Origin of the sequence: Streptomyces cinnamoneus (assembly GCF_002939475.1) — a bacterium.
Lineage (GTDB): Bacteria > Actinomycetota > Actinomycetes > Streptomycetales > Streptomycetaceae > Streptomyces > Streptomyces cinnamoneus_A.
Genome location: NZ_PKFQ01000001.1, coordinates 2,813,802 through 2,832,451, shown reverse-complemented (window position 1 = coordinate 2,832,451; position 18,650 = coordinate 2,813,802). Strand labels below are relative to the sequence as shown.

General features: G+C 72.2%; 15 protein-coding genes and 1 riboswitch. Of the genes, 13 read left to right on the top strand and 2 right to left on the bottom strand.

Going from position 1 to position 18,650, the window contains the following annotated elements; genetic code table 11:
• Window positions 1-213: 213 nt before the first annotated feature.
• The gene (mfd, locus tag CYQ11_RS12125) at window positions 214-3,747 is read left to right on the top strand and encodes a transcription-repair coupling factor (protein ID WP_099199616.1); all 3,534 of its coding nucleotides are present in this window, start codon (window positions 214-216) and stop codon (window positions 3,745-3,747) included.
• A 44-nt stretch (window positions 3,748-3,791) separates the two neighbouring features.
• Here the strand turns inward: mfd and CYQ11_RS12120 are convergent, their stop codons facing one another.
• Both CYQ11_RS12120 and CYQ11_RS29500 read right to left on the bottom strand, forming a co-directional pair.
• The gene (locus tag CYQ11_RS12120; RefSeq protein WP_099199617.1) at window positions 3,792-5,243 is read right to left on the bottom strand and encodes a DUF2079 domain-containing protein; all 1,452 of its coding nucleotides are present in this window, start codon (window positions 5,241-5,243) and stop codon (window positions 3,792-3,794) included.
• A gap of 119 nt (window positions 5,244-5,362) precedes the next feature.
• Window positions 5,363-5,563 (bottom strand): Rv1352/Rv1906c domain-containing protein, encoded by a 201-nt coding sequence (locus tag CYQ11_RS29500; protein WP_181143644.1) that lies wholly within the window; start codon window positions 5,561-5,563, stop codon window positions 5,363-5,365.
• Between the two features lie 260 nt (window positions 5,564-5,823).
• On the opposite strand from CYQ11_RS29500, the gene CYQ11_RS12110 reads away from it, so the two are divergent.
• From CYQ11_RS12110 to CYQ11_RS12055, 12 genes are all read left to right on the top strand, one after another.
• A complete protein-coding gene (locus tag CYQ11_RS12110) occupies window positions 5,824-6,447 on the top strand; it encodes a SurA N-terminal domain-containing protein (RefSeq protein WP_099199619.1) in 624 nt (207 codons plus the stop codon).
• 36 nt (window positions 6,448-6,483) lie between these two features.
• A complete protein-coding gene (locus CYQ11_RS12105; protein ID WP_099199620.1) occupies window positions 6,484-7,470 on the top strand; it encodes a nucleoside triphosphate pyrophosphohydrolase in 987 nt (328 codons plus the stop codon).
• A 65-nt stretch (window positions 7,471-7,535) separates the two neighbouring features.
• Window positions 7,536-7,967 (top strand): DUF6479 family protein, encoded by a 432-nt coding sequence (locus CYQ11_RS12100; RefSeq protein WP_099199621.1) that lies wholly within the window; start codon window positions 7,536-7,538, stop codon window positions 7,965-7,967.
• Between the two features lie 13 nt (window positions 7,968-7,980).
• Complete coding sequence (locus CYQ11_RS12095) at window positions 7,981-9,240, top strand: cytochrome P450 family protein (protein ID WP_099199622.1); 1,260 nt, start codon at window positions 7,981-7,983, stop codon at window positions 9,238-9,240.
• Between the two features lie 181 nt (window positions 9,241-9,421).
• The gene (locus CYQ11_RS12090; protein WP_338105560.1) at window positions 9,422-10,435 is read left to right on the top strand and encodes a transglycosylase family protein; all 1,014 of its coding nucleotides are present in this window, start codon (window positions 9,422-9,424) and stop codon (window positions 10,433-10,435) included.
• Between the two features lie 257 nt (window positions 10,436-10,692).
• A riboswitch (cyclic di-AMP (ydaO/yuaA leader) is annotated at window positions 10,693-10,870 on the top strand.
• A gap of 4 nt (window positions 10,871-10,874) precedes the next feature.
• On the top strand, window positions 10,875-11,621 hold the full coding sequence (locus tag CYQ11_RS12085; protein ID WP_099199624.1) for a LysM peptidoglycan-binding domain-containing protein: 747 nt from the start codon (window positions 10,875-10,877) through the stop codon (window positions 11,619-11,621).
• Between the two features lie 309 nt (window positions 11,622-11,930).
• A complete protein-coding gene (gene eno / locus CYQ11_RS12080) occupies window positions 11,931-13,211 on the top strand; it encodes a phosphopyruvate hydratase (RefSeq protein WP_099199625.1) in 1,281 nt (426 codons plus the stop codon).
• 133 nt (window positions 13,212-13,344) lie between these two features.
• The gene (locus tag CYQ11_RS12075; RefSeq protein ID WP_099199626.1) at window positions 13,345-13,815 is read left to right on the top strand and encodes an FtsB family cell division protein; all 471 of its coding nucleotides are present in this window, start codon (window positions 13,345-13,347) and stop codon (window positions 13,813-13,815) included.
• Between the two features lie 61 nt (window positions 13,816-13,876).
• Window positions 13,877-14,416, top strand: coding sequence for a DUF501 domain-containing protein (locus CYQ11_RS12070; protein WP_099199627.1), 540 nt, complete (start codon window positions 13,877-13,879; stop codon window positions 14,414-14,416).
• Window positions 14,413-15,366 (top strand): Ppx/GppA phosphatase family protein, encoded by a 954-nt coding sequence (locus tag CYQ11_RS12065; RefSeq protein ID WP_099199628.1) that lies wholly within the window; start codon window positions 14,413-14,415, stop codon window positions 15,364-15,366. The genes CYQ11_RS12070 and CYQ11_RS12065 overlap by 4 nt, the downstream gene beginning before the upstream one ends.
• A gap of 367 nt (window positions 15,367-15,733) precedes the next feature.
• The gene (locus CYQ11_RS12060; RefSeq protein WP_099199629.1) at window positions 15,734-17,110 is read left to right on the top strand and encodes an NAD(P)/FAD-dependent oxidoreductase; all 1,377 of its coding nucleotides are present in this window, start codon (window positions 15,734-15,736) and stop codon (window positions 17,108-17,110) included.
• A 194-nt stretch (window positions 17,111-17,304) separates the two neighbouring features.
• The gene (locus tag CYQ11_RS12055; protein ID WP_099199731.1) at window positions 17,305-18,645 is read left to right on the top strand and encodes a class I SAM-dependent methyltransferase; all 1,341 of its coding nucleotides are present in this window, start codon (window positions 17,305-17,307) and stop codon (window positions 18,643-18,645) included.
• Window positions 18,646-18,650 lie beyond the last annotated feature (5 nt).

Here is an 18,650-nt window from a genome sequence, read left to right as displayed (position 1 = left end):
CGCAAGGGCGGGACCCGGCCCCCACCCCCGCCGCACCGGCGACCAGTCCTCACGGGAGGCGAGGGGCTTCGCCCCCGCCCCGCTCCGGGCGCCCCCCCGGTCGGCGCCCGGCGCCTGTCACCGCCCCGTCGTAGTCTGGAACCCCCCGGCACGGCCCGTACGGCCCGCGTCGGGCCGTTCGCGTTGTCCACCCCCGGGACGGGAAAACTCTCCATGAGCCTGCACGGTCTGCTCGACGCCGTCGTCCACGATCCGGCGCTCGCCGAAGCGGTGAAGGCCGCGGGCGACGGCAACCGCCCGCACGTCGACCTGGTCGGCCCGCCCGCCGCACGGCCCTTCGCCGTGGCCGCGCTCGCGCGGGACGCGGGGCGGCCCGTCCTGGCCGTCACCGCCACCGGACGGGAGGCCGAGGACCTGGCGGCCGCGCTGCGCTCGCTGCTGCCCGCGGACTCCGTCGTCGACTACCCGGCCTGGGAGACCCTGCCGCACGAGCGGCTCTCGCCCCGCTCCGACACCGTCGGCCGGCGTCTGGCCGTGCTGCGCCGGCTGGCGCACCCCCGCGCGGACGACCCCGCCGCGGGCCCGGTCAGCGTCGTGGTCGCCCCCGTGCGGTCCGTGCTCCAGCCGCAGGTCAAGGGACTCGGCGACCTGGAGCCCGTCAGCCTGCGCGCCGGCCGGAGCGCCGACCTGGAGGAGGTCGTGGCCGCCCTGGCCGCAGCCGCCTACGCCCGGGTCGAACTGGTCGAGAAGCGCGGCGAGTTCGCCGTCCGCGGCGGCATCCTCGACGTGTTCCCGCCCACCGAGGAGCACCCGCTGCGGATCGAGTTCTGGGGCGACGACGTCGAGGAGATCCGCTACTTCAAGGTCGCCGACCAGCGGTCCCTGGAGATCGCCGAGCACGGTCTGTGGGCGCCGCCCTGCCGTGAGCTGCTGCTGACCGACAGCGTCCGCGAGCGGGCCGCGGCGCTGGCCGAGGAGCACCCCGAGCTGGGCGAGCTGCTCGGCAAGATCGCCGAGGGCATCGCGGTGGAGGGCATGGAGTCCCTCGCCCCGGTCCTGGTGGACGACATGGAGCTGCTCCTGGACGTCCTGCCGGCCGGCAGCATGGCGGTCGTCTGCGACCCGGAGCGGGTGCGCACCCGGGCCGCGGACCTCGTGGCGACGTCGCAGGAGTTCCTCCAGGCGTCCTGGGCGGCCACCGCCGGCGGCGGCGAGGCCCCCATCGACGTGGACGCCGCGTCGCTGTGGGGTATCGCCGACGTCCGCGACCGGGCCCGCGAGCTGGGCATGATGTGGTGGTCCGTCAGCCCCTTCGCCGCCGGGGAGGAGGACCTCGACGGCGACACCCTCAAGCTCGGCATGCGCGCCCCGGAGTCCTACCGGGGCGACACCGCCCGCGCGCTGGCCGACACCAAGGGCTGGCTGGCCGACGGCTGGCGCACCGTCTTCCTCACCGAGGGCCACGGCCCGGCCGCCCGCACCGTCGAGGTGCTCGGCGGCGAGGGCATCCCCGCCCGCCTCGACGCGGACCTGGCCGAGCTGGCGCCGTCCGTCGTCCAGGTCTCCTGCGCGGGCGTCGACAGCGGCTTCGTCGACCCGGGCCTGAAGATCGCCGTGCTGACGGAGGCCGACCTGACCGGCCAGAAGTCGGCCAGCAAGGACCTGGGCCGGATGCCGGTCCGCCGCCGCAAGACCATCGACCCGCTGACCCTCCAGGCCGGCGACTACATCGTCCACGAGCAGCACGGCGTCGGCCGCTACCTGGAGATGGTCCAGCGCACCGTGCAGGGCGCCACCCGCGAGTACCTCCTCGTCGAGTACGCGCCCGCCAAGCGGGGCCAGCCCGGCGACCGCCTCTACATCCCCACCGACCAGCTGGAGCAGGTCACCAAGTACGTCGGCGGGGAGGCGCCCACCCTGCACCGGCTCGGCGGCGCCGACTGGACCAAGACCAAGGCGCGCGCCAAGAAGGCCGTCAAGGAGATCGCCGCCGACCTCATCAAGCTCTACTCCGCCCGCATGGCCGCCCCCGGCCACTCCTTCGGGGCGGACACCCCCTGGCAGCGGGAGCTGGAGGACGCCTTCCCCTACGCGGAGACCCCCGACCAGCTCACCACCATCGCCGAGGTCAAGGAGGACATGGAGAAGTCCGTCCCCATGGACCGCCTGGTCTGCGGCGACGTCGGCTACGGCAAGACGGAGATCGCCGTGCGCGCCGCCTTCAAGGCGGTGCAGGACGGCAAGCAGGTCGCCGTGCTGGTGCCCACCACGCTGCTCGTGCAGCAGCACTTCGGCACGTTCTCCGAGCGGTACTCGCAGTTCCCCGTCGTGGTGAAGGCGCTGTCGCGCTTCCAGACGGACACCGAGGCCAAGGCCGTGCTGGAGGGCCTGCGCGAGGGCTCGGTGGACATCGTCATCGGCACCCACCGGCTGTTCTCCTCCGAGACGAAGTTCAAGGACCTGGGCCTGGTCATCGTCGACGAGGAGCAGCGCTTCGGCGTCGAGCACAAGGAGCAGCTGAAGAAGCTGCGCGCCAACGTCGACGTGCTGACGATGTCCGCCACGCCCATCCCCCGCACCCTCGAGATGGCGGTGACCGGCATCCGTGAGATGTCGACCATCACCACCCCGCCGGAGGAGCGCCACCCGGTGCTGACCTTCGTGGGGCCCTACGACCAGAAGCAGATCGGCGCCGCGATCCGCCGCGAGCTGCTGCGCGAGGGCCAGGTCTTCTACATCCACAACCGCGTCGAGTCCATCGACCGGGCGGCGGCGAAGCTGCGCGAGATCGTGCCCGAGGCGCGGATCGCCACGGCCCACGGCCAGATGGGGGAGTCGGCGCTGGAGCAGGTCGTGGTCGACTTCTGGGAGAAGAAGTTCGACGTGCTGGTCTCGACGACGATCGTCGAGTCGGGCATCGACATCTCCAACGCCAACACGCTCATCGTCGAGCGCGGCGACAACTTCGGACTGTCGCAGCTGCACCAGCTGCGCGGTCGTGTGGGCCGCAGCCGCGAGCGCGGCTACGCCTACTTCCTCTACCCGCCGGAGAAGCCGCTCACCGAGACCGCCCACGAGCGGCTGGCCACCATCGCCCAGCACACGGAGATGGGCGCGGGCATGTACGTGGCGATGAAGGACCTGGAGATCCGCGGCGCCGGCAACCTGCTCGGCGGTGAGCAGTCCGGACACATCGCCGGCGTCGGCTTCGACCTCTACATCCGCATGGTCGGCGAGGCCGTGGCCGACTACCGGGCCTCCGTCGAGGGCGGTGAGGAGGAGCCGGAGGCACCGCTGGAGGTGAAGATCGAGCTGCCGGTCGACGCCCACGTCCCCCACGACTACGCGCCGGGCGAGCGGCTGCGCCTCCAGGCCTACCGCGCCATCGCCTCCGCCAACAGCGAAGAGGACATCAAGGCGGTCCGCGAGGAACTCACCGACCGCTACGGCAAGCTGCCCGAGCCGGTGGAGAACCTGCTGCTGGTCGCGGGCCTGCGGATGCTCGCCCGCTCCTGCGGTGTCTCGGACATCACCCTCCAGGGCTCCAACGTGCGCTTCGGTCCGGTCGAGCTGCGCGAGTCGCAGGAGCTGCGGCTCAAGCGGCTCCACCCGCGCACGGTCATGAAGCCCGCCACCCAGCAGATCCTGGTGCCCCGCCCGGCGACCCGCCCGATCGGCGGCAAGCCGCTGGTCGGCCGGGAACTGCTGGCCTGGACCGGCGAGTTCCTCACCACGATCCTCAGCTGAGGCCCACGCCGGCGGGAGGGCTCGCCGGCGTCCGGCGGGGGCGGTTACCGGATGCGCTTGAGCACCGTGTAGCCGCCCTCGTTGCCGACGGGGGCGTACTCGGCCCCGGGGTGCATCCGCTGTGCCTCGGCGACGAGGTCCGCGTCGGTCCTGCCGTCGCCCCGGTGCTGGGCGACGTAGTCCGGGTCGATGCCCCGGGTGTCGCCTATCCAGAAGACGCGGCAGCGGTTGACGAGCCGGCTTATCGGCCCGACGTCGGTCTCGACGGTGGCGCCGTCGGGGATGCGGTCCAGGAGCCGCTCGGCGGCCTTGACGCCCGGGGGTATCCGGTAGGTGTCGGGCATGGTGAGGCTGTAGAGCGGCAGTGACACGCTGAGCGCGCAGGCTGCGGCGACCACGGCGGCGGGCAGCTGGGCGGCGTACCTGCGCAGCCACGGCCGGCGGCTGTCGTATGCCGTGGCGAGCGCGTCGGCCAGGGCGACGAACACGACCGGCATCAGCACGGCGCTGTAGTGCCAGTCGGTGCCCCAGTAGTGCTCCTCGTGGGAGGCGAACCGCCAGCCGAGCGTGGGCAGGGTGACGAGCAGCACCGGGGAGCGCAGGGCCAGCAGCCCGGTGGTGGGCAGCAGGGTCCACAGCAGGGTGCGGGCCGCGGTCTCGAAGGGGATGGTCGGCGCGGGTCCCTGGTCGGCGCTGAGCTTGTTCCAGTAGTCGTAGGAGCCGCCGCTGTTGAAACCGGGGATGATCACGCCGAGGGCGAGGACGGCGGCGGCGAGCCCGAAGGCCACCAGCCCGGCGGCCAGGGCCACAGCCCGTCGATCCCGTCCGCCGCGGCGCAGCCGCACCAGCATCAGCACCCCGATGGCCGCGACGGTGACCCCCATGTCCTCCTTGACCAGCACCAGCGGGACGGCCCAGCAGAACGCGGCCCGCCAGCGCCCGCGCACCACCGCCTCCAGGGAGAAGGCGAGCAGCGGCATCGCGAAGGCGATCTCGTGGAAGTCGAAGTCGACGGCCCGCTGCACCCCCCAGGACAGGCCGTACGCGGCTCCCAGGGCGAGCCCCCGGCCCCTGCCGAGCAGCCGGGCGGCGAGCCGGGTCACCGGTATGGCGGACAGCGCGAAGAGCGCCGCCTGCACGACGAGCAGGGTCACGGGGGTGGGGAAGGCCCGGTAGAAGGGGGCCACCAGCGCGGTGACGGGGCTGAAGTGGTCGCCGAGGATGTTGGTGCCCGGCCCCTTGAGGTCCGCTATGGGGGCCTGGAGCTGTGCGTACCCCCGTATGGCCTGTTCGAAGATGCCCAGGTCCCAGGACATGGTGAGCATCCGCCGGTGCCGGCAGACCGACAGTGTCGTGTAGAGAAGGAAGAGGACGCCGCTCAGCCAGTACGGGTCCAGGCGCGGCGAGCGCAGCCGTGCGGGCCATGAGGGCCCTGGCCGCGGGGCCCCGGCGGTGCTCCGGCCCGGTGCCGAAACGTCGGCGGTGGCCGAGTCCATGGGTGGTCCTCTCCTCCGGTCGGGCCGTGGGCCCTGTTGTGATCGCTGCCGCGCTGCGCCGCGAAGCCTGCCGGGTGTCCGGCCTCCCACTCGGAGACGAGTCGCCCACGTCATCCGGTTCAGCCGGTTTTCGTCCCATCAGTGCATCCGCTGGTCTTGAAGTATGCGTCCCCGGCGGCAATGGTCACGACTCCGTTCCCCGCGACGTTCTCGTCGGCGATGACCGACTCGACGCCGCGCAGGGTGTCCTCGTCGCTCTCCTGCGCGACGCCGAGCGCCTGCACGGCCCGCACCACCCCCTGCCGTCCGAGATCCGGCACGCCCTCCAGTGGCTGGGACAGATGAGGGCCTGACCAGGCGCGGAGGGGCCCCGTCCACAGGACGGGGCGGCGACGGCGGCCCCGCGGGCCGCGGAGCCCGGCCGCCTGGGCGGCCGGCGACGCCCCGGACGGACGAGGACGCGCGACGCGCCGCATCCCAACACCCCTGCAATCGTTGGCCGAATCAGTGGCTTCGGCCAACCGGACTCCCTACCATCGATCACCGCAGGTCGATGACACGATCTTTGCCGGGAGGCTTCATGTTCCGCCGCAGGACAGCGCTCTCCGTCTCCACCGCCGCCGGGCTGCTCGCCGCGGTGCCCCTGCTCACCGCGTGCGGATCCACGGCGCACCCGGGGGCCGCGGCCGTCGTGGGCAAGGACCGGATCACCGTGTCGCAGTTGCAGGGCGAGGTGGAGGACGTCCGCGAGGCCCAGCGCTCCTCGCCCCAGGGCCAGCAGCTGCTGGCCAACAGCGCCCGGCTCGGCCAGGACACCCTGATCCGGCTCGTCCAGGACCGGATCGTGGCCCAGGCCGGCCGCGACCACGGCGTGGAGGTCACCCGGCGCGAGCTCCAGGAGCAGCGCACCCGGGTGGAGAAGGCCAACGGCGGCGCCGCGGCGACCGAGGACCGGTTCCTCGCGCTCGGCATCGCCCCCGACCGGATCGACCAGGCCCTCGCGATGGACCTCACCCACAGCAAGCTGAACGACAAGCTGGGCACGGCCCGGGCCAACCAGGTCCTGGCGCAGACCTCCGACGCCCTGCACGTCGACGTCAACCCGCGCTACGGCACGTGGGACGCCAGGCGCGGCACGGCCCGGACCGTGCTGGACCCCTGGCTGCGGCCCGCCGCCCCGCCGGTGCCGGGCGAGCCGGCGTGAGCCGGCACCCTCGGGCCGTCCCCTAGGCTCGACCACGTGAACGACTCCGCATCCGGCACCGACCCCCTCGGCCGCATCGTCCTGCTCACCACCAGCCACCGCGTCGCGCCGGGGCTGCTGTCCTGGCCCGCCTGGCAGACCCTGCGCGCCGCAGACCGGGTGCTGTGCGCCGACGCGGACCACCCCCAGCTGCCGTATCTGCGGGAGGCCGGCGTCGAGGTCGAGCACACGGCGCCCGCCGCCCGCGAGCTGGTCGACTACTGCGCCGGCGGGGGGCGTACCGCCGTGGTGCTCACCTCCGCCGAGGGCGAGTCGGCCCTCACCGACGGCCTGGCCCGGCTGGCCGGCTCCGGCCGGGAGTCGATGCCCGCCCTGGAGCTGCTCCCCGGCTCGTACGACCTGCCCGGCGCCCGGCTGCTCGACCTGGTGCAGGTGATGGACCGGATCCGCCGCGCCTGCCCCTGGAGCGGCATCCGCACCCACGAGGACCTGGCCAAGTACGGGCTGGAGGAGATGTACGAGCTGCTGGAGGCCATCGAGACGGGGGACCGGGAGGCGCTGCGCGAGGAGCTGGGCGACGTGCTGCTCCAGGTCGTCTTCCACGCCCGCATCGCCCAGGACGACCCGGACGAGCCGTTCTCCGTCGACGACGTCGCGGGCGTCATCGTCGACAAGCTCGTCCACCGCCACCCGCACGTCTTCGGGGAGGAGTCCGCCGAGACGCCGGAGGACGTCCGGGCGCACTGGATGCGGACCAAGGACGCGGAGAAGCGCCGCGACTCCGTCACCGAGGGCGTCCCCCTGGGCCAGCCCGCCCTGGCCCTGGCCGCGAAGCTCGCCTCCCGCGTCCGCTCCGGCGGCCTGGACGTCCCGGTCCCGGCCGGGGACGGCGTCGGCTACGAACTCCTCGCCCTGGCCGTACGGGCCGAGGCGGCCGGCGTCGAGCCGGAGACCGCCCTGCGGGCCGCCGCGCGCACGTACCGCGACGCGATCCTGGCGGCGGAGGCGGCGACCGGACAGTAGGACGCCGCTCACCCGTTCGGCCCACTGGCGGTCTTGACCCGGCGGTCGCCGGGTACCCGACATCCATGCGCTATGAGCACACGGACCTCGCCCTGCCGGCCTGGGTCGGGGGCGTCGCCCCCTTCATCGTCGGGCTGTTCGTCGTCGCCCTGCTGATCCTCGCCTTCGTGTTCGGGCAGCGGTGGCGGGACAAGGAGCCTCCTCCCCCGAGCCAGCCGCAGCGGCGCCAGGGCGCCTGGCAGACGCGGGAGGAACACGAGACCGGCCCGACGTCGCCCGACCACGGCCCCGGGCACGAGGACGACAACGGCCGGGTCGACTACGTGACCGAACACCGCGAGGCCGACCCGATCCAGCCCGAGGCCAACGGCGAGCGGGTGCTGCCGCACGAGATCAGGAACCCCGGCAGCCATCCCGAGGAGCCCTCCGAGGAACGCAAGAAGTGGGAGCCGGGCAGCAGCGGGTCCTTCGGCAGCGGCGGCGCCAAGGGTCCCTAGGTAGCGTCGGGGCGTGCACACGAACCACACGCCCCCCGCCCCTCCCCTCTTCACCTGGGAGTTCGCCTCCGACCCGTACCCGGCGTACGCCTGGCTGCGCGAGCACGCCCCGGTGCACCGCACCGCGCTGCCCAGCGGCGTCGAGGCATGGCTGGTCACCCGGTACGCCGACGCCCGCCAGGCGCTCGCCGACCAGCGGCTGTCGAAGAACCCCGTGCACCACTCGGAGGGAGCCCACGGCAAGGGCAAGGTCGGCATCCCCGGCGAGCGGAGCGCCAACCTGATGACGCACCTGCTGAACATCGACCCGCCGGACCACACCCGGTTGCGCCGTCTGGTCTCCAAGGCGTTCACCCCGCGCCGGGTCGCGGAGTTCGCGCCCCGGGTGCAGGAGCTGACCGACCGGCTCATCGACGGCTTCGTGGCCAGGGGCGAGGCGGACCTCATCCACGAGTTCGCCTTTCCGCTCCCCATCTACGCCATCTGCGACCTGTTGGGCGTCCCGGCCGAGGACCAGGACGACTTCCGGGACTGGGCCGGGATGATGATCCGCCACGGGGGCGGCCCCCGTGGCGGAGTGGCCCGTTCCGTGAAGCGGATGCGGACGTATCTCGCGGAACTGATCCACCGCAAGCGGGAGGATCTCGGTGAAGACCTCATCTCCGGACTGATCCGGGCGAGCGACCACGGCGAGCACCTCACCGAGAACGAGGCCGCCGCCATGGCCTTCATCCTGTTGTTCGCCGGTTTTGAAACAACTGTGAACCTGATCGGTAACGGAACCTACGCCCTGCTGCGCCACCCCGAGCAGCGCGAGCGGCTCCAGCGGGCCCTCGCCGAGGGCGACGAGAGCCTGCTCGCCACGGGGGTCGAGGAACTCCTGCGCTACGACGGACCCGTAGAGCTCGCCACCTGGCGTTTCGCCGTCCAGGACCTGGTCATCGGAGGGCAGCGCATCGCCGAGGGCGACCCCGTGCTCGTCGTCCTCGCCGCCGCCGACCGCGACCCCGAACGGTTCGCCGATCCCGACACCCTCGACCTCGCCCGGCGCGACAACCAGCACCTGGGCTACGGCCACGGGATCCATTACTGTCTCGGCGCACCCCTGGCGCGCCTGGAGGGCCAGACGGCGCTCGCGACGCTCCTGCGCCGCCTGCCCGGCATGCGCCTCGCCGCCGAGCCCGAGGACCTGCGCTGGCGCGGCGGGCTCATCATGCGCGGCCTGCGGACGCTGCCCGTCGCGTTCGAGGCGGGCGAGCCGCACGGGGCGTAGCCGCATAGCAGATGACATCGCGTCAACGCAGCGTGATCTCCGCGTGACCTCCGCTACACCGGCTTGTGACACCCGGGGGTCGTCGTTATGTTCTACGACCACATCAGCCGCCTTAGTGAAAGGCCTTCACATGCGCTCTGGGACCGGTAGACATCGCCGCCCCCGCCAGGTACCCGCCATCGTGGTCGCAGCGGGGGTGACGGGCGCGAGCATCGCCATGCCGCTGCTCGCCGCCACCGGCGCGAACGCCGCGGACGCGGACACCTGGGACCACGTCGCCCAGTGCGAGAGCGGGGGCGTGTGGAGCGCCAACTCCGAGAGCGGTTACTACGGCGGGCTGATGCTCACCCAGGAGATGTGGGACCAGAACGGGGGCACGGCCTACGCGCCGCGCCCCGACATGGCCAGCCGCGCGCAGCAGATCACCGTCGCCGACCGGATCCTGCGGGCCCGGGGCGCGGACTCCTGGAAGGGCTGCGGCGCCGGCCTCACCAAGGAGGAGCAGACGCGGACGCCGGAGGTGAACCCGGGCACGGCGATACCGTCCACGCCCGAGCCGTCCCACAAGCCCGCGCCGGAGCGCCCGACCCCGTCGTCCACGCCGGAGCGGACGTCGCCCGCGCCCTCCTCGTCCCCGTCGTCCGCGCCCTCCGGCACCCCCTCGGGCACGCCCTCCGGCACCCCCTCCGCGCCCACCCCCGGAACCGAAACCCCCACCCCCGGCACCTCGCAGACCCCCGGCGCCTCAACCTCCCCGTCCGCACCCGTGATCCCCTCGCCGTCCGCCCCCGTGAGCGGCACGCCGGAGACGGGCGAGGGCAAGCACCGCAAGGACCCCTCGGGCGAGCCCTCCGGCTCCGCCACGACCGCGCCGGGCACGCCCTCGGCCGACCCGGCGTCACCCGCCGCCCCGTCAGCTGACGACACGTCCGAGCCCGGCACGGGCAAGCACCGCGCCGAACCGCCGCGTTCCGACGACGCGCAGCGCCCGTCGCGCGGCACCGAGGCCGGCCGTACGGACCTGCCGGCGGCCGGCGACTACACCGTGCGGCCCGGTGACAACCTGTCAGTCATCGCGGAGGAGCACTCCGTTGCGGGTGGCTGGCAAACGATCTATCAGAAGAACGAAAAAGCGGTCGGTTCCGATCCGAACCTCATCCACCCTGGTCAGAGGCTCGATATCCGTAAGGAGTAGGGTGGTTCGGGGCGAATGTCCGTTCCAGTCGAAAGTGAGACATGGGTCTCGTTGCCCTGAGCCTGGACGAAGCCCCTCCGTTCGCCTCAAACCCCATTTCACCTGCGGAAACAGGAGGTTCCTACGGGTGACAACCGGCAACTGTGGCTGAAAAGTGGGGTTTGAACACCCCGGCCGCCTGTGTTTAACGTCGTCTCCGCTCGCCACCGCGAGCACCACGGCCGCCACGCCGAATCCTGCCGGCGGCCGGGGTAGTCGTCGCGCAAGCGCCGTAGGCAGGAGCGGGGGAACCAAGGTAGGCGCCGGATCGGTCCAGCGGCCAGCAGTGGCCCGGGAACGGAACGGCTTGGGGTGAAGCCCGGTGCGCGCACCGGGCCGGGCAGACTCACGGTCCGAACCCGACAGCTCACCTCGTAGGCGTCGGTGAGGAAACCGACTTATGTCCAAGGGCAAGCACCGTCGTCCGTCCAAGGCCGTCCGCATCGTCACGCTCGCCGGTGTCACCGGCGCAGCGGTCGCAGCCCCTCTGATGGTCGCCACCTCCGCCCACGCCGCCACCCCGCAGACGTGGGACAAGGTCGCCCAGTGCGAGTCCAGCGGCGACTGGCACATCAACAACGGCAACGGCTACTACGGCGGCCTCCAGTTCTCCCAGTCCTCGTGGAAGGCCGCGGGCGGCACCCAGTACGCCCCCCGCGCCGACCTCGCCACCCGGGCCCAGCAGATCGCCACCGCCGAGCGGCTCCTCGCCATGCAGGGCCCCGGCGCCTGGGGCTGCGCCGGCGCGGGCAACCTGACCGCGGGCGGCCCGAAGGCCAACGTGGACACCTCGGGCTCCGGCTCGGTGTCGAAGAAGTCCACGAAGTCCTCCTCCTCGGCCGGCCGCAGCGCCTCGGCCCAGGGCCACGCCGATCGCAGCGAGCGCCCGGCCGCGCCGAAGCACGCCAAGCCGGCCCAGGGCGGCGACGAGGCCCCCGCCGCCAAGCAGTACGCCCCGAAGCATGCCGCTCCGCAGAGCGTCAAGAAGGGCGACGGCGAGTACGAGGTCAAGGAGGGCGACACCCTCTCCACGATCGCCGGCGCCAAGAAGGTCAAGGGCGGCTGGGAGAAGCTGTACGACCTCAACAAGAACATCGTCGACGACGCCGACACGATCTACCCGGGCCAGATGCTGCACCTCAGCTGACCGGCTGCCGCACCCCGGTCGGCTGATCATCCGATCGCCCGGCGGACCGCCCCGCTCCGATGCGCCTTCCCCCCGAGCCGCATCGGAGCGGGGCTCCGCCGTTCCCGGGGCCGCCCCCGCGCGGGGCCGGCGAGGGCGGCCGGGGGCGCCGGGCGTCGTTCCCGTTGAGCGAACACACGGGGCATTCCTCCGGTGATCTCGGCTTTTGTGCCAATTTTCGGTCCGGTGCACGGTCCAAGGGCGGGTGCAGCCTCCGGGGCCCGTTAGGCTCGGGGTGCTGAACTCCAGACACCCACGAAGGAGACCCTCGTGCCGTCCATCGACGTCGTCGTAGCTCGCGAGATCCTCGACTCGCGAGGCAACCCCACGGTCGAGGTCGAGGTCGGCCTCGACGACGGCTCCACGGGCCGTGCCGCCGTGCCGTCCGGCGCCTCCACCGGTGCCTTCGAGGCCATCGAGCTGCGCGACGGTGACCCGAACCGCTACCTCGGCAAGGGCGTCGAGAAGGCCGTCCTCGCCGTCATCGAGCAGATCGGCCCGGAGCTGGTCGGCTACGACGCCACCGAGCAGCGCCTGATCGACCAGGCCATGTTCGACCTGGACGCCACCGACAACAAGGGCTCGCTCGGCGCCAACGCCATCCTCGGCGTCTCCCTCGCCGTGGCGCACGCCGCCTCCGAGGCCTCGGACCTGCCCCTCTTCCGCTACCTCGGCGGCCCGAACGCGCACCTGCTGCCCGTTCCGATGATGAACATCCTGAACGGCGGCTCGCACGCCGACTCCAACGTGGACATCCAGGAGTTCATGATCGCGCCGATCGGCGCGGAGTCCTTCTCCGAGGCCCTGCGCTGGGGCACCGAGGTCTACCACACCCTCAAGAAGGTGCTGAAGGGCCGCGGCCTGTCCACCGGCCTGGGCGACGAGGGCGGCTTCGCCCCGAACCTCGGCTCCAACCGCGAGGCCCTCGACCTCATCCTCGAGGCCATCAAGGAGGCCGGCTACACCCCCGGCCAGGACATCGCGCTCGCCCTGGACGTCGCAGCCTCCGAGTTCTACAAGGACGGCGTCTACACGTTCGAGGGCAAGGACCGCACCGCCGCCGAGATGACCGAGTACTACGCGGAGCTCGTCGACGCGTACCCGCTCGTCTCCATCGAGGACCCGCTGTTCGAGGACGACTGGGCCGGCTGGAAGACCATCACCGAGAAGCTCGGCACCAAGGTCCAGCTCGTCGGCGACGACCTGTTCGTCACCAACCCCGAGCGCCTCGCCCGCGGCATCGAGGAGAACTCCGCCAACGCCCTGCTGGTCAAGGTCAACCAGATCGGCTCGCTGACCGAGACCCTCGACGCCGTCGAGCTCGCCCAGCGCAACGGCTTCAAGTGCATGATGTCCCACCGCTCCGGCGAGACCGAGGACGTCACCATCGCCGACCTGGCCGTCGCCACCAACTGCGGCCAGATCAAGACCGGCGCCCCGGCCCGCTCCGAGCGCGTCGCCAAGTACAACCAGCTGCTGCGCATCGAGGAGATCCTCGACGACGCCGCGGTGTACGCGGGCCGCAGCGCGTTCCCGCGCTTCAAGGGCTGAAACCGGGAGGGCCCCGGCGCGTCCCGGGGCTGAAGCCTTAGGGCTTACCTCTCGCCAGTCGCCGTACGTCCCCGGCCGCGGTCCCGTACCGTGTCCGGGGACGTACGTTCGTAAGGACTCCAGGGGAGGCGACGTGGGCGCGGACCGGTTCTCCACCGCGACCAGGCTCAAGGCGCTGGGCACGGCGCTCGTGCAGGGGCCCTCGGCGGCCCGGGTCTACCGCGCCCGGACGCCCCGCCGCAGCCGGCTCACCGGCCGCGCCGCACTGCTGGCGCTGGTGGTCTGCTCGCTCGTGGTGGCTCTCGCCTACCCCATGCGGCAGTGGGTCACCCAGCGCTCCGACATCGCCGACCAGCGCCGCCAGACCGAGCACGCCCGTGAACAGGTGAAGCGGCTGCGCGACGAGAAGGCCCGTCTCGAGGACCCGGCCTACGTCGAACAGCAGGCGCGCGAGCACCTGCACTACGTGCGCCCCGGCGAGACGGGCTTCAGCGTGGTGGACGGCAGCGGTGCCGCCAAGCGGCCCAAGGACCAGGGGGCGGGCGACCGGCCCTGGTACAGCAACCTCTGGGAAGACGTGGACACGGCCGACGGCCACCGCTGACCCGAATCCCGCCCCTCACGACCGCAGAACCATCCGTCAAGAACGAGCACCGAGCGAGCACATGGACACCCCTCCTCCGAAGACCGAGCCCACCGAGCCGACCGACGCGGACATCGCCGCGTTCAAGGAGCAGCTCGGCCGTCCGCCGCGCGGCCTGCGGGCCATCGCGCACCGCTGCCCCTGCGGCCACCCCGACGTCGTCGAGACCGCGCCGCGGCTGGAGGACGGCACGCCGTTCCCGACGCTGTTCTACCTGACGTGCCCGCGGGCCGCCTCCGCCATCGGCACGCTGGAGGCGGAGGGCGTCATGAAGGAGATGAACGCCCGGCTCCAGTCGGACCCCGAGCTGGCGGCGGCCTACCGCGCCGCGCACGAGGACTACATCCGCCGCCGCGACGCCATCGAGGTGCTCGAGGGCTTCCCCAGCGCCGGTGGCATGCCGGACCGGGTCAAGTGCCTGCACGTGCTGGTCGGCCACTCGCTGGCGGCCGGCCCCGGCGTCAACCCGCTCGGTGACGAGGCCATCGCGATGCTGCCCGAGTGGTGGCGCAAGGGCCCGTGCGTCAGCCCCTGCGGCGGCTCTGGCGAGGAGCAGAAGTGACGCGCGTCGCCGCCGTCGACTGCGGCACCAACTCGATCCGCCTCCTCGTCGCGGACGTCGAGCCCGCCACCGGCGAACTCAAGGAGCTCGACCGCCGGATGACGATCGTCCGGCTGGGCCAGGGCGTGGACCGGACCGGGCGGCTGGCGCCGGAGGCGCTGGAGCGGACGTTCGCCGCGTGCCGGGAGTACGCCGAGGTCATCAAGGCGCACGGAGCCGAGCGGGTGCGCTTCGTCGCCACCTCCGCGTCGCGCGACGCGGAGAACCGCGAGGAATTCGTACGGGGCGTCGTGGAGATCCTGGGCGTGGAGCCCGAGGTCGTCACGGGCGACCAGGAGGCGGAGTTCTCCTTCGCCGGCGCGACCCGGGAGCTGGCCGGCCGGGACGACCTGGACAAGCCGTTCCTGGTCGTGGACATCGGCGGCGGTTCGACCGAGTTCGTCGTCGGCGCGGAGCACGTGCGGGCCGCGCGCAGCGTGGACGTGGGCTGCGTGCGGATGACGGAACGTCACCTGGTGGTGGACGGCAAGGTCACCGACCCTCCGTCCGAGGCGCAGCTCGCGGCGATACGGGGCGACGTCGAGGCCGCCCTGGACCTCGCCGAGGAGACCGTGCCGCTGACCGAGGCCCGCACCCTCGTGGGGCTGGCCGGCTCGGTCACCACCGTGGCGGCGATCGCCCTCGGGCTGGAGGAGTACGACTCCGCCGCCATCCACCACGCGCGGATCTCCCTGGACCGGGTCCGGGAGATCACCGCCGGACTGATCTCCTCTACTCATGAGCAGCGCGCACAGATCGGTCCCATGCACCCGGGCCGGGTCGACGTGATCTGCGCCGGGGCGCTCATCCTGCAGTGCGTGATGGAGCGGATGGGAGCCCGGGAGGTCGTCGTGAGCGAACACGACATTCTGGACGGAATCGCCTTCTACGCCGCGCTCGACGAGGACTGAGACGACGCCTGCCGGCCGCCGCCGGAAAATGTTCGTGAAATCCTTCACATGAAAAAGCGGGTACGGAACCCCGGAAGGGGGCCTTCAGCTCCCCTTCCGGGCTCTGTGGGCCCTTGGCGACCGGAAACCGTCCGGTATCAGGCGTGTTAAAGAAACGCTTATGCCGGGGGTCGCCGAGGGGTGGTCCAGTCGCCTCGGACGACGCAAGGCCAGTTCAGCGGGGGTGATCAACGCCCCTGGGCCTCCTGCGGTTCCCTCACCGGGGTATGGCGTCGGTCACGAGGGCGGGGGAGTGTAGCAGACAGGTCCGCGATCCTTGTGAAGGGGCGCACGAGCAACCCGTGGTGGAGTGCTGGATACTCGAAACATGAGCACCACGGAGCGTCCACGGATCCTCGTAGTAGGCGGTGGGTACGTCGGCCTGTACGCGGCACGTCGCATCCTTAAGAAGATGCGCTACGGCGAGGCGACCGTCACGGTCGTCGACCCGCGCTCGTACATGACGTACCAGCCCTTCCTTCCTGAAGCAGCCGCCGGCAGCATCTCCCCTCGCCACGTCGTGGTGCCGCTGCGACGCGTGCTCCCGAAGGCGGAGGTTCTCACCGGCCGTGTCACCACGATCGACCAGGATCGCAAGGTAGCCACGATCGCGCCGCTCGTCGGCGAGGCGTACGAGCTGCCCTTCGACTACCTGGTCATCGCGCTCGGCGCCGTCTCCCGTACCTTCCCGATCCCCGGCCTTGCCGAGAACGGCATCGGCATGAAGGGCATCGAGGAGTCCATCGGCCTGCGCAACCACGTTCTCGAGCAGCTCGACAAGGCCGACTCGACGAAGGACGAGGAGATCCGCCGCAAGGCGCTCACCTTCGTCTTCATCGGCGGCGGCTTCGCCGGCGCCGAGACGATCGGCGAGGTCGAGGACATGGCGCGCGACGCCGCCAAGTACTACCCGAACGTGAAGCGCGAGGACATGCGCTTCATCCTCGTCGACGCCGCCGACAAGATCCTCCCCGAGGTCGGCCCCAAGCTCGGCGAGTACGGCAAGAAGCACCTGGAGAGCCGCGGCGTCGAGATCTACCTCTCGACCTCCATGGACTCCTGCGTCGACGGCCACGTCGTGCTGAAGAACGGCCTCGAGGTCGACTCCAACACGATCGTGTGGACCGCGGGCGTCAAGCCCAACCCGGCCCTGGCCCGCTTCGGCCTGCCGCTGGGCCCGCGCGGCCACGTCGACACCTCCGAGACCCTCCAGGTCCAGGGCACCGACTACATCTGGGCCGCGGGCGACAACGCCCAGGTCCCGGACATGGTCGGCCGCAAGGCCGGCAACGAGAACGCCTGGTGCCCGCCGAACGCCCAGCACGCGCTGCGCCAGGCCAAGGTCCTCGGCGACAACGTCCTGTCCGGCATGCGCGGCTTCCCGCAGAAGACGTACGCGCACGCCAACAAGGGCGCGGTGGCCGGCCTCGGCCTCCACAAGGGCGTCGCGATGATCGTCATGGGCAAGATGAAGATCAAGCTCAAGGGCCGTCTCGCCTGGTACATGCACCGTGGCTACCACGGTATGGCCATGCCCACCTGGAACCGGAAGATCCGCATCTTTGCGGACTGGACCCTGGGCATGTTCCTCAAGCGCGAGGTTGTCTCGCTGCGCGCCATGGAGAACCCCCGCGAGGAGTTCTACGAGGCCGCCAAGCCCGCACCGCAGGCGGCCGCCAAGGCCGAGAAGGCCAAGGCCTCCTGACGAGCCGTCGGGCAGCACAGCCGAGCCGGAGGGCGTCCACCAAATCCGTGGGGTGGGCGCCCTTCGGCGTACGCGTGCACCCGTCCGCTCCGAGGTGACCGGGCCCGGGCGGGGTAAGGACTAGAGCACGGCTCGTTGGTGTTCAGGTGTCAGGTACATCTATCTCCTGACACTTCATCATGGAGGTGTGCGACATGGCCGAGGCCGCCCGACGGCTGACCGCGCTCGCCGAGCAGGTGCTGGGGACACCGCTCCCCGTCCGGCTCCGCGCCTGGGACCACAGCGAGTCGGGACCGCCCGGCGGTCCCGTCCTGGTCGTCCGCCGCCGCCGCGCCCTGCGCCGCCTGCTGTGGCGGCCCGGCGAGCTGGGTCTGGCCCGGGCCTGGGTGGCCGGTGACGTCGACGTCGACGGCGATCTCTACGAAGCCCTCGACCTCGTCGCCGGAACCTTCTGGGAGCTCGGGGAACGGTCCGGCCGCCGGAGCCGCCCGGCGGCCCTGGCGGGCGCCCTGCGCGACCCCGGCGTCCGCGCCGCCGCGATCGAGCTGCTGCGGCTCTCCGGGCCCTGGACGCCGCCCTCCCCGCCCCCCGAGGAGGCCCGCAGGACCGGCGGCCCCCTGCACACCCTGCGCCGCGACAGGCAGGCCATCAGCCACCACTACGACGTCGGCAACGCCTTCTACGAGCGCGTCCTCGGACCGTCGATGGTCTACTCCTGTGCCTACTGGCCGGACCCCGGCGCCACCCTGGAGGAGGCACAGCGGGCCAAGCTCGACCTCGTCTGCCGCAAGCTGGCCCTCCGGCCGGGACAGCGGCTGCTGGACGTCGGCTGCGGCTGGGGCTCGATGGCCCTGCACGCCGCCCGTGAGTACGGCGTGGTCGTCGTCGGCGTCACGCTCTCCCGGGAACAGGCCGCCTACGCCCGCAAGCGCGTCGCCGAGGCCGGTCTGACCGACCGCGTGGAGATCCGGGTGCAGGACTACCGCGAGATACCCGACGGGCCCTTCGACGCCATCAGCTCCATCGGCATGGCCGAGCACGTCGGCTCCGCGCGCTACGCCGAGTACGCCGCCGACCTGTACGGCCTGCTCGTGCCCGGCGGCCGGCTGCTGAACCACCAGATCTCCCGCCGCCCGCTGGACGACGAGGCGACCTACGAGGTCGACCGGTTCATCGACCGCTACGTCTTCCCCGACGGCGAGCTGGCGCCGCTGGGCCGCACCGCCGCCCAGCTGGAGGAGGCCGGCTTCGAGGTCCGCGACGTCGAGGCGCTGCGCGAGCACTACGCCCTGACCCTGCGCCGCTGGGTGGCCAACCTGGAGGCGCACTGGGACGAGGCCGTGCGCCTGACCTCCCCGGGCCGGGCGCGGGTGTGGCGGCTGTACATGGCCGCCTGCGCGCTGTCCTTCGAGCGCAACCGCATCGGCGTCAACCAGGTACTCGCCGTCCGCACGCCGGAGTCCGGCGCGTCGGGTCTGCCGCTGCGCACGCGCGCGTGGCTGGCCGACGGCCGGACGGCCGCGAAGGACGGGTGAGCCCC

Coding starts and splice junctions, on each gene's coding strand:
- CYQ11_RS12055 (WP_099199731.1), top strand. CDS start 17,305: ATGGCCGAGGCCGCCCGACGGCTGACCGCGCTCGCCGAGCAGGTGCTG.
- CYQ11_RS12120 (WP_099199617.1), bottom strand. CDS start 5,243: ATGGACTCGGCCACCGCCGACGTTTCGGCACCGGGCCGGAGCACCGCC.
- CYQ11_RS12100 (WP_099199621.1), top strand. CDS start 7,536: ATGCGCTATGAGCACACGGACCTCGCCCTGCCGGCCTGGGTCGGGGGC.
- CYQ11_RS12085 (WP_099199624.1), top strand. CDS start 10,875: ATGTCCAAGGGCAAGCACCGTCGTCCGTCCAAGGCCGTCCGCATCGTC.
- CYQ11_RS12110 (WP_099199619.1), top strand. CDS start 5,824: ATGTTCCGCCGCAGGACAGCGCTCTCCGTCTCCACCGCCGCCGGGCTG.
- mfd (WP_099199616.1), top strand. CDS start 214: ATGAGCCTGCACGGTCTGCTCGACGCCGTCGTCCACGATCCGGCGCTC.
- CYQ11_RS12070 (WP_099199627.1), top strand. CDS start 13,877: ATGGACACCCCTCCTCCGAAGACCGAGCCCACCGAGCCGACCGACGCG.
- CYQ11_RS12060 (WP_099199629.1), top strand. CDS start 15,734: ATGAGCACCACGGAGCGTCCACGGATCCTCGTAGTAGGCGGTGGGTAC.